Raw genomic sequence first — 16,386 nt, 5'->3', positions numbered from 1 at the left:
TTGTAATTGCAATAATGGCGACATCAAATACTGAGGAGACTTCCCATGAACCCAATCAGTCGTGTCGCCATCATCGGCGAATGTATGGTGGAGCTTAAAAAACATGACGGCGTGCTACAGCAAGGTTTTGGCGGTGATACGCTCAATACCGCGGTGTACCTTTCTCGTCTAACCAAACAACACGGGGTCGAAACTTCGTATGTGACGGGATTAGGGCATGATCCGTTTAGTCGTGAAATGCTAACGGCATGGCGTGAAGAGGGGATCAATACGGACATGGTCTACCTTTCTGAAGATAAATTGCCAGGCATCTACGCGATTGAAACCGCCGAAGATGGCGAGCGTAGCTTCTTTTACTGGCGTAATGATGCGGCAGCAAAATACTGGTTGCGTGAGCGAGCATTGTTGTCGTTGGTGAAAGATCTTTGTCAGCATCAAATGATCTACCTGAGTGGCATTAGCTTGGCGATCATCTCGGACGATTGTCGTCAGATGTTGATTGAGCTGCTAACAATGTGCCGTAAAGAAGGTGTGAAAATCGCATTCGATAACAACTTCCGCCCTAAGCTCTGGCCTAACATCGAGCAAGCTCGTGATTTTTACTCAAAGATCCTCAGCGTCACCGACATGGCATTTTTGACCTTCGATGACGAGGTCATGCTGTGGGGAGATAAGCACGAAGATGAAGCGATCAGCCGTACGAAAAACTTTGGTGTGAAAGAGATCATCGTGAAACGTGGCGCGGACGACTGTTTTGTTGTAACACAAGATCAACAACATACCGTTGCGGCCTTGAAGGTTGATGCTGTGGTGGATACCACGGCGGCGGGTGATTCTTTTAGTGCGGGTTATCTTGCAAAACGAATTTTAGGCGGAGACGTTGCTGAGTCTGCGCTTGCTGGGCACAAAGTGGCTGGCACGGTTATTCAACATCGCGGCGCGATCATTCCAAGCCAAGCGATGCCAACTATTTAAGGAACGATGAAATGAAAGATCTGAACCAACAACTTTCAGAAATTAAAGTAGTCCCTGTTATCGCGATCAAAGACGCAGGCAAGGCAGTGAAACTGGCACAAGTGCTGATTGAAAATGGCCTGCCATGTGCTGAAGTGACGTTCCGTACTGAAGATGCCGCTTTAGCGATCAAAAACATGCGCGAAGCGTACCCAGAGATGTTGATTGGCGCGGGAACTGTGCTGACAAGCGCGCAAGTGGATGAAGCGATTGATGCGGGCGTGGACTTTATTGTGAGCCCAGGTTTCAACCCAACTACAGTGAAATACTGCCAACAGCGTAACGTGACCATCGTCCCTGGCGTCAACAACCCAAGCTTGGTTGAACAAGCAATGGAAATGGGTCTGCGTACGCTGAAGTTTTTCCCAGCAGAACCGTCAGGCGGCGTCGCGATGCTAAAAGCATTATCTGCGGTTTATCCTGTAAAATTCATGCCAACCGGTGGCGTGAGCCCAAGCAATGTTAAAGATTATTTGTCTATTTCTTCAGTCTTAGCGTGTGGTGGTACTTGGATGGTACCCGGCGATTTGATTGACAACGAGCAATGGGATGAACTGGCGAAGCTGGTTCGTGAAGTTGCGGGAATTATCGAATAATTCCTCACCCCGGTTAGCGCCGAGAACTATCGTAGATAGTCGAAACGATCTTTTGAGCCATTTGCCAACGCCTGCGGCTCCACCGTAGGCGTTTTTTTATGTGCAGTTTTGGCGAGTTAAAAAGCCAGCTTTCCACTAGGCGCGACACAAAACAACGCGCCCAATACGGTTTACTTACCCATTTACTTACTTAGTTTTTTGTTTCTGCCAAGCACGTTTAGAGTGCTGGGTAGGTTGTAGTAGGAACAAGCTAAACAGTAACACGATGCAGCCAATTGCGACAAAGATGGATTGAGAAGAGCCCGCTAACACGACGCCGGCAAGAATCAGTAACATGCCCGCCAACGCTGTGATGGAGCCGACATAAAGTCCTTGCTTATGATTGATAGGGGACAGCTCCTCGTCGCTGATCGGTGTGGCTAGTTGAATCGCAAGTGCAGTGCGACTTTGCTGGATTGATGGTGACTCTTTGGCATAAAAGACCCGCGTAGACAGGAAGAAGCCTCCCGTCACCAGTAAATGAACGGCAAGCGTTGCGACCACGGACAGGTCTTTGCTTTCTCTTGGCGTTAATGGCGAGGAAGAGAGCCACTGTACATCAAAGATAAACATCATAAAGAGCGATACTGCGCATCCGACCATAACGGTGGCCCATCCCGACCAGTTTGGTGTTTTCAAACTGACAAGCGCAAGCAGAGATGGGATGTTGATTGGCATCTGAATGAACGCCGCGAACACAATCATCATGTCGAACAAGCTGTACGACTCAACAGACGCCAGCAGCAAAGCTGTGACCGTGGCTAATACGCCAGATACTACCGTCGCAATTTTTCCAACCATCAACTGCTGACGACTGGTCGCATTTGGGTTGAACCACACTTGGTAGAGGCTTTTGACCACAATGCCAGCGTTGCGGTTGTGTGCTGATGAAAGCGGCGCAATGGTCGCGGCCACTAATGCCACCATCACCAATCCGAGTAAACCTTGAGGCATATAATGTTGGATGTAGTAAAGATAAGCGGCGTTGTTCGCACTCTGCTCTAGTGCAGGATAGATCGCCAGTAAATCGATGTTTTGTGCTGCCACGAACCACGCTGGCATAAACCACAGTACCGGGGCAAAAACAAACAGCACACCAGCAACGAATGCGGCCTTGGTGGCGTCTTTATCGTTGGCGGTGGTCAGAAAGCGATAGCAACTCAAGGTGTGGTTATTACTCATGGTTTGTTGCAGCAGCATGGCGATCGCCCACATCACAAACAGAGACGGAATCCTGATCTGTTCACCATAAATTGGCGTGGTGTACGCAAACACTTCGCTTGGTGAGTCAAAGCGTTGCAGTGCGGTATAGCCGATCACTAGAGTAATGGCGATCAGCAAAATTAATTGAATCACATTCGTCACAGACACCGTCCACGCGCCGCCACTCACGGCGATCAAAGTGACGATCACCCCCATAGCGAGAATAGTGGTCGACATCTCAATGGCAAAAACGGCAGAGAAAAAAGACGCCAATCCATTCATCCAAATAGCACAGGCGATCAAAGTCAGCGGAAAGCTTAACCATGTGAATAGCTGTTCTGATGTGTGGCCAAACCGCACTCGAATCACTTCCATGGCGGTTTCTACGCGTAACCTTCGATAGCGACGCGCAAAAAACGCCGCCGCCACGAAAAATCCCAACGCATTTCCCCAAAAGATTAACATCACGCTGATGCCATCTTCATACGCTTTGGCTGCGGCACCCGTAAACGTCCACGCTGAAAATTGCGTCATGAATGCGGTCGCGCCAGCCATCCACCACATCATGGCTCCTCCACCCTGAAGGAAGTCGTTCGACGAGGTGGAAAAGCGGCGAAATAGCCACGCAGCGATCCCAATAAAGAGCAGATAGATCATTACGATCATCGAATCCAATAAAGTCATGTGTCATAGCTCACAAAAAAATTAAAACACCGTTTTAAAGATCACAAAAATACCGATAAGAACTTTATCAGTACGTAATAATGAATATATTAAAACAAGATTTATTATAAAATAAAATGGTGTTTCAAAATGAAAGTTAGATACCTTACTTCTGCACTCTTACTTGCAATGACTTCTGGTTTAGCGGCTGCCGCATCGGTGGATATTCGTCATGAATATGTGCCTGATCGTGATGGTGACGAACATCGAGATCGTATTTACGTTTCTCACCGTTTCGACAACCAAATCGGTTTTAGCGTGGAAGCAAAATGGAACTACAAAGATGGTCACATGGGCAATGCAGGCCATGAAACTGGCGTGAGCTACCGTTGGAAAGCGACCGACAATTTCTCTCTAACGCCGGGCATTAACATTGATGCCAGCCCATCGGGTGCGTCAGTGTTCAAGTACAACTTGACGGGCGCGTACAAAATCAATGACGAGTGGGATGTCGCTGCGCGTATTCGTCATGGGTACAAAAATACGGACGACTCGCGTTACAACCAGCTCAACCTTTACGCAAACCGTAAGTTTGAATGGGGCAAGCTTGGCGTAGAAGCGGAGTACAAAGATATTCATGGCGGTGAAGGTGGCTGGAAAGACAAAGGTCATGATCAGCTGATCGACTTTAAAGGCGAATACACCAAGTTAGAAAGTGGCGTGATTCCATTCTTCGCTATCGCGGCGATCACGCACAAGGGTGACGGCTCAGAGTTTAAAGATGAATATGTTCCTCGTTTCCGTGTCGGTTTGAAATACAACTTCTAACAAGGAAAAGTGACCATGAAAAAACACACTTTAGCCTTGTGTCTGGCGGCCATATTGGCCCCAGCCGCACACGCTGCTGAGATTAAGGTCGAAGACCTGACTTGGAAAGCGATCACTTTTGGTCAATCGACCGACATGAACTTTGGCTCAACCATTTTGCCGGAAAAAGTTGGCGTGAACCAAGTGACGGTCAATGGTGAGGCTGTCGCTGCTGGCAAGTTAGCGTCCACATTTACCATTGAAAGCCGCGGCGGCAAGTTAGCCAACTCGCATGAAGGGCTCACCTTTTACTACACCGAGCTACCAACTGATGTGAACTTTACCCTCAGTGCCGATGTGGTGCTTGAACAGCTTGGCCCGGAAACAGGCGCGACACCAAACCGCCAAGAAGGCGCAGGTTTGATGGTGCGCGACATTCTAGGTGCCGAGCGTTTAGTGCCGCAACCTGAGGGCCATGAAGAGTTTCCGTCTGCATCGAACATGGTGATGAACCTAATGCGTTCTCACACCCGCACGAACGATGGCATGACCAACATCAACGCATCGTTTCGTGAAGGCGTTTATCAACCTTGGGGAACGCCGGGTAACCGTTTAAGCCGTGTCGATTATGTGGAAGGGGTGCCTTACGGCACGGCTGAAACCTACCGCATGACGCTGACACGCACCAATGATGGTTTCAAAGTCAGCTACCGTAATGGCGAAAAATTCGTTGAGCAAGCGGTAAAAGGCGCGAATGCCAATATCGTTGAAATGCAAAACTCAGACTCGCAATACGTCGGCTTCTTTGCGTCACGCAATGCAAAAATGACGGTGAGCAATGTCGATTTGCAGCTTGCTGCGGCGGATACCGTGGACGCTCCAAAATACGCGGCCAAGCAGGGAGAATTGGTATTCCAAATCGCTTCTTCACCTCGATCTGCAACCAAGGAGTATCCGGTTCAAGCTCGTGCCAACTACTCGGGCGAATTTGAAGTTCTGCACAATGACAAAGTGGTTGCGAAGCAAACCGTGACGGCGGGCGAGCTGTTCAGCCAGTGGCTGACACTTGATAGCGGCGCGAATCAAATGGAAGTGAGATTCACCGCCATTGACGGCCCAAACAAAGAGACACAAGCGCACCGTTACAGCGTTGACGTTGTTTCTCTGCCAGACCCAATGACGCTGTATGTTGCACCAAACGGCAGCGACAAAGGCAACGGATCTCAAGCACAACCGCTTGATTTAGCTACCGCAGTAGAACTGCTTCCTGCTGGTGGCACCATCATTTTGAAAGATGGCGACTACCAAGGGATGGAAATTCCGCTGACGGCGAGTGGCACTGCCGACAAGCTCAAGCACCTACGTGCGGAAGGAGACAATGTTCGCTTTGTTTCGGAACTTCGTCACGAGGCAAATTACTGGCATTACCAAGGTATTGAAGTTGCGGGTGCGCAGTTCATTGTTCATGGTAGCCACAACACCTTCGAAAAAATGGTGACACACGGCGCTCCAGATACTGGTTTCGTGATCACCTCTCCTGAAAACATTGGCCGCGCACTGTGGGCAAGTTACAACCAAGTGATTGAAAGCGAAAGCTACAACAACATGGATCCTTCGCAGATCAACGCAGACGGTTTTGCGGCCAAGATGCGTATCGGCGATGGCAACACCTTCATCCGTTGTTTGTCTCACCACAACATTGATGACGGTTGGGACTTGTTCAACAAAGTGGAAGATGGCGCAAACGGTGCGGTGACCATTTTGGATTCCATCTCGTTAAGCAACGGTCGCACACTCGATGTTGCCAACAAGGGTGGCACGATTGGTAACGGCTTCAAGCTAGGCGGCGAGGGGATTCCGGTTCCACATGTGGTGAAAAACAGCTTGTCTTTCAATAACAACATGGACGGATTTACGGACAACTTTAACCCTGGTGCACTGGTATTGAGCGACAACGTGTCGATTGATAACAAGCGCTTCAACTACTTGTTCCGTAAGAGCCCATACTCCGGCGAGATTGAGCAAGGCACGTTCACCAATAACCGTTCTTACCGATTCCATGTCAGCAGCAAATATGACGACGTGATCAACAGTGCGAAATCGACTGGCAATGCGTTGGTCGAAAATGGCACGACTTACACCAGTGATGGCAAAGCGGTCGACAGCAAAACGCTCGCGCCATTAAAGCAAGCGTCAGTGATTGATACCCAGCAAGCCATTCCGGGTAAGCAAGAGGCGATGCAGCTTAAGCAACTTATTCACTAACGAGTAACCACGGGCTCTCAGGAGCCCTTTTTTTCGTCAAAACTCACCTTACAACGGTCGCATTTTTACGCTTTTCGACTTGTCAGTGACAATCTCTTTTTGGTTCTAAGATTAACTAAGGGAATGCAGCAACGACGAGTATGGATCCGCAATTATTTACAAGACGCTCACTATTGATCTTCATCACGTTTGAGCGCAAAAAATAAAAAATGAACCGTTGTTTTGATTTTTGTCTCAGTTAGTTTTGTTTTTTGAAAATATAATTTATCTAAATTAAAACAGCGTTTCGAGGTTTCTATTATGGAATACGATTACTTAGTAATAGCAGGCTACTTTGCCCTGATGGTGGCAATCAGCTTGCTGTTCAAAAAAATGGCAAGCAATAGTACCAGCGACTATTTCCGCGGGGGCGGTAAGATGCTTTGGTGGATGGTTGGTGCCACAGCATTTATGACTCAGTTCTCTGCATGGACGTTTACCGGTGCAGCGGGTAAAGCGTTTAACGATGGCTTCGCGGTATTGGCCGTGTTTGTTGGCAACATGGTGGCGTACGTTTTCGCTTACTTCTACTTTGCTCGCCGCTTCCGCCAAATGCGTGTCGATACGCCGACTGAAGGGGTAAAACGCCGCTTTGGTAACACTAACGAGCAGTTTTTCACTTGGGTAATCATTCCATTAAGTGTGATTAACGCGGGTGTTTGGCTAAACGGTTTGGGTGTGTTTGCTTCTGCGGTATTTAATGCCGACATCGTGACTACCATTTGGGTGACTGGCCTTGCGGTATTGGCTATCTCATTGCTGAGTGGTGCGTGGGGCGTAGTGGCGTCGGACTTTATTCAAACGCTGGTAGTTGCGGTTATCTCCATTGCTTGTGCGGCAGTTGCATTGTACGTCGTTGGTGGCCCTGGCGAGATCGTTGAGAACTTCCCTGGTGGCTTCATCATGGGCCCAGATATGAACTACCCACTACTGTTAGTTTGTACGTTCATCTTCTTCGTAGTGAAACAGCTGCAAAGTATCAACAACATGCAGGAGTCTTACCGTTTCCTTAACGCGAAAGATTCGAAAAACGCAAGCAAAGCTGCGCTGATGGCGCTTGTGATGATGCTATTTGGCGCGGTGATTTGGTTCATCCCACCTTGGGCTTCAGCAATCCTGTACCCAGATGCAGCAACGCAATACTCATCATTGGGTGCGAAAGCAAGCGATGCGGTTTACCTTGTCTTCGCTCGTGAAACAATGCCTCTAGGCACCGTTGGTCTGCTCATGGCAGGTCTGTTTGCGGCGACCATGTCTTCGATGGACTCTGCACTAAACCGTAACTCAGGTATTTTCGTTCGCAGCTTCTACTCAAACATCGTGCGTAAAGGCCAAGCTTCGGATAAAGAGCTACTGCGTGCTGGTCAAATCGCATGTTTGGTGAACGGCATCCTCGTTATCATGATGGCTCAGTTCTTCAACTCACTGAAGCACCTAAGCTTGTTTGACCTAATGATGCAAGTGGCGACGCTACTTCAATCACCAATCCTAGTTCCATTGTTCCTTGGCATCATCATTCGCAGAACGCCGAAATGGGCACCATGGGCAACAGTTGTGGTTGGTATGTTTGTCTCTTGGTCAGTGGTGAAAATCTTCACTCCAGAATTTGTTGGTAGCTGGTTCGGTATGGATGAGCTAACACGCCGCGAAGCAGGTGAAATGCGCACAATGATCACCATTGCTGCTCACCTTGTCTTTACTGCTGGTTTCTTCTGCCTATCGACTTTGTTCTACAAAGAAGAAACAGACACGCACAAAGAGACAACGGCGGAATTCTTTAAAGATGTGGACACCGAGTGTGTTGCAGAAGAAGGCCAAGACATTGTTGACCGCATGCAACGCGCGAAATTGGGTACGCTGGTTATCTACATGGCCGCAGGTTTAACACTGATGGTGTTGATTCCAAACCCACTATGGGGCCGCTTATTGTTCCTTGCTTGTGCAGCGTCAGTCTTTGCTGTGGGCTACGGCTTGAAGAAGAGTGCCAAGCTAGACACGCAGCCCTCTAAAGTAGCCGCGACAACGACCCAATAATCTGAATTTTTGTTTTGGCTGCCCTCGCTTGGGCAGCCCTTTTGTGGAGATATATTATGGCTAAAGGTGATGTGATTACTCTCAACTTCGAAACGTTTGTTGATAGTGATACCCAAGTGAAAGTGACGCGATTAACGCCAACGGACGTGATTTGTCACCGTAACTACTTTTACCAGAAGTGCTTTACTCAGGATGGAAAAAAGCTGCTGTTTGCAGGTGATTTCGACGGAAATCGCAACTATTACCTGCTTAACCTTGAAACGCAACAAGCAGTCCAACTGACGGAAGGTAAAGGTGACAACACCTTTGGCGGTTTCATTTCGACGGATGAGCGTGCATTTTTCTACGTGAAAAACGAACTGAATTTGATGAAAGTCGATTTAGAAACGCTGGAAGAACAAGTCATTTATACGGTCGATGAAGAGTGGAAAGGCTACGGTACTTGGGTGGCAAATTCTGACTGTACCAAGTTAGTCGGCATCGAGATTTTAAAACGTGATTGGCAACCGCTGACTTCGTGGGAAAAGTTTGCCGAGTTCTACCACACCAATCCAACTTGTCGCCTAATTAAAGTGGATATCGAAACCGGTGAGTTGGAGGTGATCCATCAAGACACTGCGTGGCTGGGTCACCCAATTTACCGTCCGTTTGATGACTCAACGGTTGGTTTCTGTCATGAAGGTCCGCATGATTTGGTGGATGCGCGCATGTGGCTGGTCAATGAAGATGGCAGCAACGTTCGTAAAATCAAAGAGCACGCAGAAGGTGAATCGTGCACGCACGAGTTCTGGATTCCAGATGGCAGCGCAATGGCGTACGTTTCTTACTTCAAAGGTCAAACTGATCGCGTGATTTACAAAGCCAACCCAGAGACATTAGAGAATGAAGAAGTGATGGTGATGCCACCTTGTTCTCACCTTATGAGTAACTTCGATGGTTCTTTGATGGTTGGTGATGGTTGCGATGCGCCAGTTGATGTTGCAGACGCGGACAGCTACAACATCGAAAATGACCCGTTCTTGTATGTATTGAACACAAAAGCGAAATCGGCGCAAAAACTGTGTAAGCACAGCACATCTTGGGATGTGTTGGATGGCGATCGCCAAATTACTCACCCGCATCCGTCATTCACACCGAACGATGATGGTGTGTTGTTTACCAGTGACTTTGAAGGCGTTCCTGCGATTTACATTGCGGACGTGCCGGAGTCTTACAAACACTGATTACGTCAAACATGATGATGAAAAACGCCCGGTGATGCCGGGCGTTTTTATTAGGATGAGAGCTGGAATCGAAAAGACATGAACCACTATTGGTTGGATTCCGCGTCTTCACGTTTAATCATTTTGTGCCCATCTTCAGACACGCCTTGCTTCCAATAGCTGCTGATGTAGATATTCTCGCGATCGACTTCTTTCTCATTGCGGAAATATTGGCGCAGCGCACGCATTGAATCGAACTCACACGCACACCATATCGAAGCGTTACCATCTAACCACTCGAGTTCGCGAACGCTATCAGCCAAGGCTTGCCCTTCGGTTAACCAAATCAACTCCATGCCTGCTGGCGCGTGTAGGGGTTGGATGTCGGCTGGAGACAACACGCTGATCACGGCATAGCCTTTGGCCTCTTCTGGCAACGTACGAATTTTCGCAGAAAGCGCTGGAAGTGCCGTCATATCGGCAGCCATGAAGAACCAATCCGCCTCCGTATTTAAGTTGGAGATGCTACCCGGCCCCACGATGTTGATCGTGTCGCCTTTTTGCGCGGCCATTGCCCAACGTGCGGCAAATCCGCATTGCAGATCTTGCGTTACGTGTCGGACGAAATCCACTTCGATTGAGCTGGTTTCTGGATGAAAACGTCGAATTGTGTAAGTGCGCATGATTGGTCGGTCGTCTTCTGACAGGATGCTCAGATCCGCGCCGCCCATATCGTTAAACAGTAATTTGATGTAACTGCCTTCGCAGTCACGAGGAAAGTGGCTCAGCGCCTCACCTTGCAAGGTGAGGCGCTGCATGTTTGGAGTGATGGTTTCTGTGTCTGTGACAACAAGCGTTTTAGGTTGAGGCTTCTTTTTCATGGTTACTTTACTCGATAATTATTCTCTTTCTCATTTAAAGGTTATCAAGTTCCCTAACAAGAGGGTAGCGTCTTTAAACAAATTTACACTGTGAATTAACGCCAAAGCCTCAAGAAAAATATTACCTCTATCCTTCCTCTAACCACGTAAAATGAGTCGTTTTTTAACCATAAATGGACTTATATCATTGGAATCGTAGATAAAAGCAACAGAGCGGCCATGCTGTAGTTGAACCCCTTAACGCGTTTATCGGTGGTCAACCAACGCTGCAATTGCATGCCTGCCGCCGTCCAAAATGTCACCGATGGCAAGTTGGCTAAACAGAAGATACCGGCGATAAAAGTCAGTTCAAGCCAAGAACCGCCGCTGGTGTATACCGTAATCGCCGTCAACGCCATCGACCAACCTTTTGGGTTCACCCACTGGAATGCGACAGCCCCTAAAAAATACATCGGGCGAAAATCGTGTTTTGCTTCGGTTTTGTCGCTGGTGGCGATTTTGTACGTCAAGTACAGCAAATAACTCAAGCTCAATACTTTCAAAATGGAGTGGGTGAGCGGGTAGGCATGGAACAGGCTCATCAAGCCAATGCCCACCAAAATTAGCATGGCACCAAAGCCGAAGGTAATGCCCAACATGTGTGGGATAGTGCGTTTAAAGCCGACATTTGCCCCTGAGGTCATCAACATAATGTTATTGGGACCCGGCGTAAAAGTGGAGACAAAAGCGAACAACGCCAAAGCGCCCAGTTGATGATATTCCATAGATTGTTCCTTGAATCAGTTCTCGATAAGTTGAGAACAACTATAAGTAGAACTGAGGTCAATATTGTGCTTTTATTTGATGATTAGAAACTAAATAAGCAATGAAACATCATCATGGATAGATTTGACGAAAGAATATTGCAAGTGCTCAAACGAGACGGAAGAATCTCCAATGTGGAGCTGTCGGAACGCGTTGGTTTATCTCCATCTGCAACCTTACGCCGAGTGCAAGATTTAGAGCGTAAAGGCGTGATCAAAGGCTACCGAGCAGTACTGGATAATCAGCAACTTGGCGTGGGTTTTGTCGCTTATGTGTCGATTGGTTTGGCCTCGCACTCTAAGCAGGCGCAGCTGGGTTTCGAAGAGCATGTGCGTTTTGTAAACGAGGTGGTGGAATGTCACAACATCACTGGTGCGAACGAGTATTTGCTGCGTGTGGAAACGCAAGATCTCGCCGCTTATAAAGCGTTTCACGCTGATGTGTTGGGGGAGTGCGAACACGTCAAGTCGATCACAACCATGGTGGTGATGGACACACCAAAAGACGAGCGCTAGCCAAACGAGAGTGACAGTTTTTGTGGCACACGAATTTGAAGTGGCTCGAAAGAGTCAGTCGAGTATGAGAATGGTTCACAACAAATGCTGGAAAGCAGATGGCACTCTTACAATTTCCATATTTATTCTCACCTTCTAAATAATCCCATCCTGCTAGTTTTGCTTAAACCGCTTGTGTTTCAGAGCGGCGAGTCAGCAAAATTAAGGATGAACGATGAAATCACATGTAACACTTCCTCTTTTGAGCTTAAGCGCTGTTGCCGCATTGAGCTCATTTAACGTCAACGCCCATGGCTGGGTAGAGTTTCCAAGTGCTCGTCAAAATACGTGTTATTTAGACGGTGGTTTTTGGACCAACGAGATCCCTAACCAAGCGTGTAAAGCGGCTTTTGAAGAATCAGGCGCGTACCCGTTTGTGCAACGCAGCGAAATTGCGGCGAACGTACCAAACTACCGCGACATGGCACACGTTCAGGCGGTGGTTCGTGACGGTGAACTGTGTTCTGCCGGCGATGCGGCTAAGAAAGGCTTGAACATTCCTTCTCCAAACTGGCAGCGCACCAATGTTACGCCAGATGCAAACAACCAGATTGAATTGGTGTTTTACGGCAAAGCGCCGCACAACCCATCGTACTGGGAATTCTATCTCACCAAGCCAACTTATGATGATTCAAAACCTCTTACTTGGAGTGATTTAGATCTGATCGACACCGCAGGTGATGTGTATGTTGATGCGGAAAAACGCTACCGTATTCAGGTGACTTTCCCTGCTGATCGTTCCGGCGATGCGGTGCTTTATACTCGTTGGCAGCGCATTGATGTCGCTGGGGAAGGCTTCTACAACTGTAGTGACATTACGTTAAACAGAACGGGTACGACGCCACCGACTGACCCTGTTGATCCAACCGAACCAGGCAACAATCTGACATCTCTAGGCTACTTTGTTCAGCAAGGTTTTGGGCCAGTAGAGTCTGGCGATACGGTGCGTTTCCGTACGTTTAATGCGACGGGGAATGAAATTGTCGATATTTCACTACCAATCAGCGCAAACAATACGGCGACTTGGGCTGCAGAAATAGCAGATCAATTTAACGCGCAGCAAACGGGCGATTGGTATGTTGGCATTTGGCATCAAGAGATGAACCACTACATGTTCGATAGTAAGAACGTGAATGCAAACCAAGTATTAGCGCCAAGTGCAGACTTCAGTTATGCGTTGTCACTGATCAAAGCGGATGTACCGCCACCAGTTGAACCAACCAACTTGTGGGACAAGACGGCCGTTTACAACCAAGGTGATGTGGTGACGCACAACGGCAAAGAATGGACTGCCCAGTGGTGGACGTCTGGTGAGGAACCAGGCACAACGGGTCAATGGGGTGTATGGCGTTAAGCCAGTTATTTGGGCCCTGAACAGTAAAACCCTTCTCATGTGAGAAGGGTTTGTTTTTTCAGTCTAAAACGATCACTTTGGTTGAGTGGTTGTCTTGAAAATCAGAGCACATATCGTTATTCGCTTGCTCTCCACTCGCTCCAGTTGAGCATCGCGTAGTCTGCCAGTTTTAGCATCGGAATGTCTTCGTGCGTATCACCGTAGGCATAAATAGACGCAAACTCGTCGAGCGAAAACGCCGCCTTAACGCGCGAGACTTTTCTTTCTAAACTGCAATCACCTTGCTGGTAAAAGCCACTCAGTTTTGGCTGTTCTGAGATCAGTTCACTGCACAGCAAGTGGTAACCGTTCACTTCACACCAAGGCTTGAGATACGCATTGAGTGATGCCGACACCACCACAATGGTATCGCCTCTGTGTTGATGCCACGCCAACCTTTCCATCGCTTCTGGCCGTAAGTACAGCGGGATCACTTCGTGGGCAAACTGAGCGCCAATCGCTTCAATTTGCTGCGTTTCTTTCCCTGAAAATGCAATAAAACTGCTGAGTGGGCGCATAACACGAGCGGGTAACACTCCGAGTTTGTACAGTGCATAAAATGGCATGATAGCGACCTTTCCTACTCGTTTGCGGAGGCCATAAGCAGAATAGTGGAGGAAAAGGCTAAACATATCCTCTCGGGTGATGGTGCCATCAAAATCAAACAGTGCCAGTGACGGCTTAGTAGTATCGAGCAAATTCAGCGCCTATTTTTTGGTTTAAGATCGTTTTGTGTTTATTGATAAAACACCGCCAACCAGATGGTTTCTTGCGTTGGGTCAGTCCAGCTCACTTTGTGTTTGGTATGAGCTGGAATCGTAACGTGATCGCCTGCATCAAGCCGTTGCACTACACCTGATTCAAAAGTCAGCTCTCCAGCTCCTTTAAGAACCAATACCCATTCATGTTCTTCTTGATCGTACCAGCCACTTTTGGGCGAGGTTTGCCCCGTTGAGACAATGCGTTCTATACGCAGGTTTTTGTGGGTCAGCAGGTCTTCGAACACTTCCTCGTCGAGGTTATTCGTTAAGTCTTTAAACAGGTTCATGGCCTTTCCTTAGAGAATGATCAGTCCAAAAGGCGCAAGCAATTGCTCTTGTTGCCAATCACAAATTTTAACACCAAACAGAGAAACGCGGCGAATATCCAGCCCGTCCAGTTCGACATGAGTCAGATCACACTGCTCAACGTTAAAGGTTCCCCATTGTTCTGGCGAGAATTCGCAGCGAGATAAATCCGAGCCTTTGAGAGTTGCCCCTGCGAGGTTCGCACCGTTCCAACGGTTTTCAAAGAGGTCACATTTTTCTAGTAACACTCGCTCGAAGTTACAGTAGGTGAGGTTGCAGCCAGTAATAAAAGCAGAACAGAAAAACATGGTGTTACTGACGCGATTAGCAAAGTTCGCACCTTGGAAGTTTGCCCCTTTGAGATCGCACTTACGCAGCTCCAAGCCCATACAATTTGCGCCGTTAAACAGGCTCATCGCCAACATACAGTTCGTGAAGCTGGCATCTTTTAAGTTCGCGAAGCGAAAACTACACCCTTCTAGCGCTTTGGATTCGATAAAGCGACAGTCGATGAACTTAGCATCGCGCAGATCGGCATGGTCGAAACTGCACATATAAAAGTGGCAGTTTTTAAAGGTGGCATTCTGAAAATCGTGATGAGAAAAGTTTTCTCGTTCAAAAATGAGATCGGTTTTTAACATGTCTTCTCCTTAGCTGTGAGCAGACTAGCACTCCAAGTGACTGATTTTCCAGAAAAATAACTTCTTGTATTTCAGTGTTTTACAAACCCCTCAAATCGCGATTTTAAGGGGTCAAACGAGCGTTTTAAGTGGGTTGTTTTTTGAAAATAGAAGACGTAGAGGAAGAAAAAAGTTTTTGCTGGCTACGGGCCTTAGCGAGAGGATTCGTGTTTTTGAGTAAGCATGGCTTCTCACACGCACAGTTTGCATTACAGAATTGTATCCGATTTGCATAATTTGTTGATCGGTATGGCGTTTCTCTATACAAAAAACCTATATTTTTCACAAATTGATTTCCATCAAAATAGTAGGGTTTCTATGTGCTAGATTGCGCGCAGCTCAAAAAAAATATAGATGCCCGTGTGCTTCAAGGCGCTGAGTTTACTTGAAATCTAAGGCCATTCAGCAGGCACACCTTTGGGTACAACATAACGAAGCCCTACAAAAGGAAATAAAAAATGAAAAAAACAATCTGCAGTCTAGCAGTGGTTGCTGCACTCGTGTCACCAAGTGTTTTCGCTCATAAACAAGGTGACTTCGTTCTTCGTGTTGGTGCGGCGTCTGTCGTTCCAAATGACAGCAGCGATAAGATTCTTGGTTCTCAAGAAGAATTGAAAGTGGATTCAAATACGCAGCTTGGTTTGACGTTTGGCTACATGTTCACAGACAACATCAGCCTAGAGCTTCTAGCAGCAACACCATTCAGCCATGATATTTCAACAGACTTGTTAGGTCTTGGTGATATCGCGGACACCAAACACCTTCCACCAACGCTTATGGTTCAGTACTACTTTGGCGAGCCACAAAGTAAGTTCCGTCCATACGTTGGTGCAGGTCTCAACTACACCATCTTTTTTGATGAAGGCTTTAACAACAAAGCGAAAAACGTGGGCTTAACTGATCTTAAGCTAGACGATTCATTTGGTTTAGCAGCAAACGTAGGCGTGGACTACATGATCAACGATCAATGGTTCCTTAACGCATCTGCGTGGTATGCAAACATTGAAACAGAAGCAACATACAAATTTGGTGGAGCGAAGCAAAAAACCGACGTCAAAATTAACCCTTGGGTATTTATGATCAGCGGCGGTTACAAGTTCTAAGAAAAGCGGTAGTTACACACATTACACGCGCATTACAATTAT

15 protein-coding genes are annotated in these 16,386 nt (G+C 47.5%); 9 read left to right on the top strand and 6 right to left on the bottom strand.

Annotated features, from left to right (window positions below; translation table 11 throughout):
* Positions 1–45: 45 nt before the first annotated feature.
* Together NL646_RS09250 and NL646_RS09245 are read left to right on the top strand one after the other, a co-directional pair.
* Positions 46–975 carry a sugar kinase gene (locus NL646_RS09250; protein WP_005482884.1) on the top strand — a complete coding sequence of 310 codons (930 nt, stop codon included), beginning with the start codon at positions 46–48 and terminating at the stop codon, positions 973–975.
* Between the two features lie 11 nt (positions 976–986).
* A complete protein-coding gene (locus NL646_RS09245) occupies positions 987–1,610 on the top strand; it encodes a bifunctional 4-hydroxy-2-oxoglutarate aldolase/2-dehydro-3-deoxy-phosphogluconate aldolase (protein ID WP_005460834.1) in 624 nt (207 codons plus the stop codon).
* Between the two features lie 186 nt (positions 1,611–1,796).
* Here NL646_RS09245 and NL646_RS09240 read toward each other — a convergent pair whose 3' ends face one another.
* Entirely contained in the window at positions 1,797–3,536 is a 1,740-nt protein-coding gene (locus tag NL646_RS09240) for a transporter (protein ID WP_253664125.1), read from the bottom strand.
* A gap of 129 nt (positions 3,537–3,665) precedes the next feature.
* Here NL646_RS09240 and NL646_RS09235 point away from each other — a divergent pair, with 129 nt between their 5' ends.
* The 4 genes from NL646_RS09235 to NL646_RS09220 all read left to right on the top strand — a co-directional run bounded on the left by NL646_RS09235 (position 3,666) and on the right by NL646_RS09220 (position 9,883).
* Complete coding sequence (locus tag NL646_RS09235) at positions 3,666–4,343, top strand: oligogalacturonate-specific porin KdgM family protein (RefSeq protein ID WP_005482845.1); 678 nt, start codon at positions 3,666–3,668, stop codon at positions 4,341–4,343.
* Positions 4,344–4,358: 15 nt separating this feature from the next.
* Positions 4,359–6,587: an exopolygalacturonate lyase gene (locus NL646_RS09230; RefSeq protein ID WP_253664124.1), complete on the top strand. Its 2,229-nt coding sequence runs from the start codon at positions 4,359–4,361 to the stop codon at positions 6,585–6,587.
* A 300-nt stretch (positions 6,588–6,887) separates the two neighbouring features.
* Complete coding sequence (locus NL646_RS09225; protein ID WP_005487072.1) at positions 6,888–8,660, top strand: sodium:solute symporter family protein; 1,773 nt, start codon at positions 6,888–6,890, stop codon at positions 8,658–8,660.
* A gap of 56 nt (positions 8,661–8,716) precedes the next feature.
* A complete protein-coding gene (locus NL646_RS09220; protein ID WP_005482890.1) occupies positions 8,717–9,883 on the top strand; it encodes an oligogalacturonate lyase family protein in 1,167 nt (388 codons plus the stop codon).
* 86 nt (positions 9,884–9,969) lie between these two features.
* Here NL646_RS09220 and NL646_RS09215 read toward each other — a convergent pair whose 3' ends face one another.
* On the bottom strand, positions 9,970–10,743 hold the full coding sequence (locus tag NL646_RS09215; RefSeq protein WP_140123386.1) for a siderophore-interacting protein: 774 nt from the start codon (positions 10,741–10,743) through the stop codon (positions 9,970–9,972).
* A gap of 179 nt (positions 10,744–10,922) precedes the next feature.
* Positions 10,923–11,507, bottom strand: coding sequence for a LysE family translocator (locus NL646_RS09210; protein WP_253664123.1), 585 nt, complete (start codon positions 11,505–11,507; stop codon positions 10,923–10,925).
* A 114-nt stretch (positions 11,508–11,621) separates the two neighbouring features.
* Here NL646_RS09210 and NL646_RS09205 point away from each other — a divergent pair, with 114 nt between their 5' ends.
* Both NL646_RS09205 and NL646_RS09200 read left to right on the top strand, forming a co-directional pair.
* On the top strand, positions 11,622–12,062 hold the full coding sequence (locus NL646_RS09205) for an Lrp/AsnC family transcriptional regulator (RefSeq protein ID WP_005482841.1): 441 nt from the start codon (positions 11,622–11,624) through the stop codon (positions 12,060–12,062).
* Positions 12,063–12,276: 214 nt separating this feature from the next.
* The gene (locus tag NL646_RS09200) at positions 12,277–13,455 is read left to right on the top strand and encodes a lytic polysaccharide monooxygenase (protein ID WP_053319996.1); all 1,179 of its coding nucleotides are present in this window, start codon (positions 12,277–12,279) and stop codon (positions 13,453–13,455) included.
* Between the two features lie 116 nt (positions 13,456–13,571).
* On the opposite strand, the gene NL646_RS09195 is transcribed toward NL646_RS09200, so the two are convergent.
* From NL646_RS09195 to NL646_RS09185, 3 genes are read right to left on the bottom strand one after another with little or no spacing between them, the layout of a single operon-like run.
* On the bottom strand, positions 13,572–14,192 hold the full coding sequence (locus NL646_RS09195) for an HAD-IB family hydrolase (protein WP_024700790.1): 621 nt from the start codon (positions 14,190–14,192) through the stop codon (positions 13,572–13,574).
* Between the two features lie 38 nt (positions 14,193–14,230).
* A complete protein-coding gene (locus NL646_RS09190; RefSeq protein WP_053319995.1) occupies positions 14,231–14,542 on the bottom strand; it encodes a cupin domain-containing protein in 312 nt (103 codons plus the stop codon).
* Positions 14,543–14,551: 9 nt separating this feature from the next.
* The gene (locus NL646_RS09185) at positions 14,552–15,202 is read right to left on the bottom strand and encodes a Qnr family pentapeptide repeat protein (RefSeq protein ID WP_005482928.1); all 651 of its coding nucleotides are present in this window, start codon (positions 15,200–15,202) and stop codon (positions 14,552–14,554) included.
* 497 nt (positions 15,203–15,699) lie between these two features.
* Here NL646_RS09185 and ompW point away from each other — a divergent pair, with 497 nt between their 5' ends.
* Entirely contained in the window at positions 15,700–16,344 is a 645-nt protein-coding gene (ompW, locus tag NL646_RS09180; RefSeq protein ID WP_005460838.1) for an outer membrane protein OmpW, read from the top strand.
* Positions 16,345–16,386 lie beyond the last annotated feature (42 nt).

The sequence above is a fragment of the Vibrio sp. Y20_XG_PY13 genome (assembly GCF_024181925.1).
Taxonomy (GTDB): Bacteria; Pseudomonadota; Gammaproteobacteria; order Enterobacterales; family Vibrionaceae; genus Vibrio; species Vibrio parahaemolyticus.
Note: the sequence above shows the minus strand (reverse complement) of the source record. Positions and strands in the feature narration are given on the sequence as shown.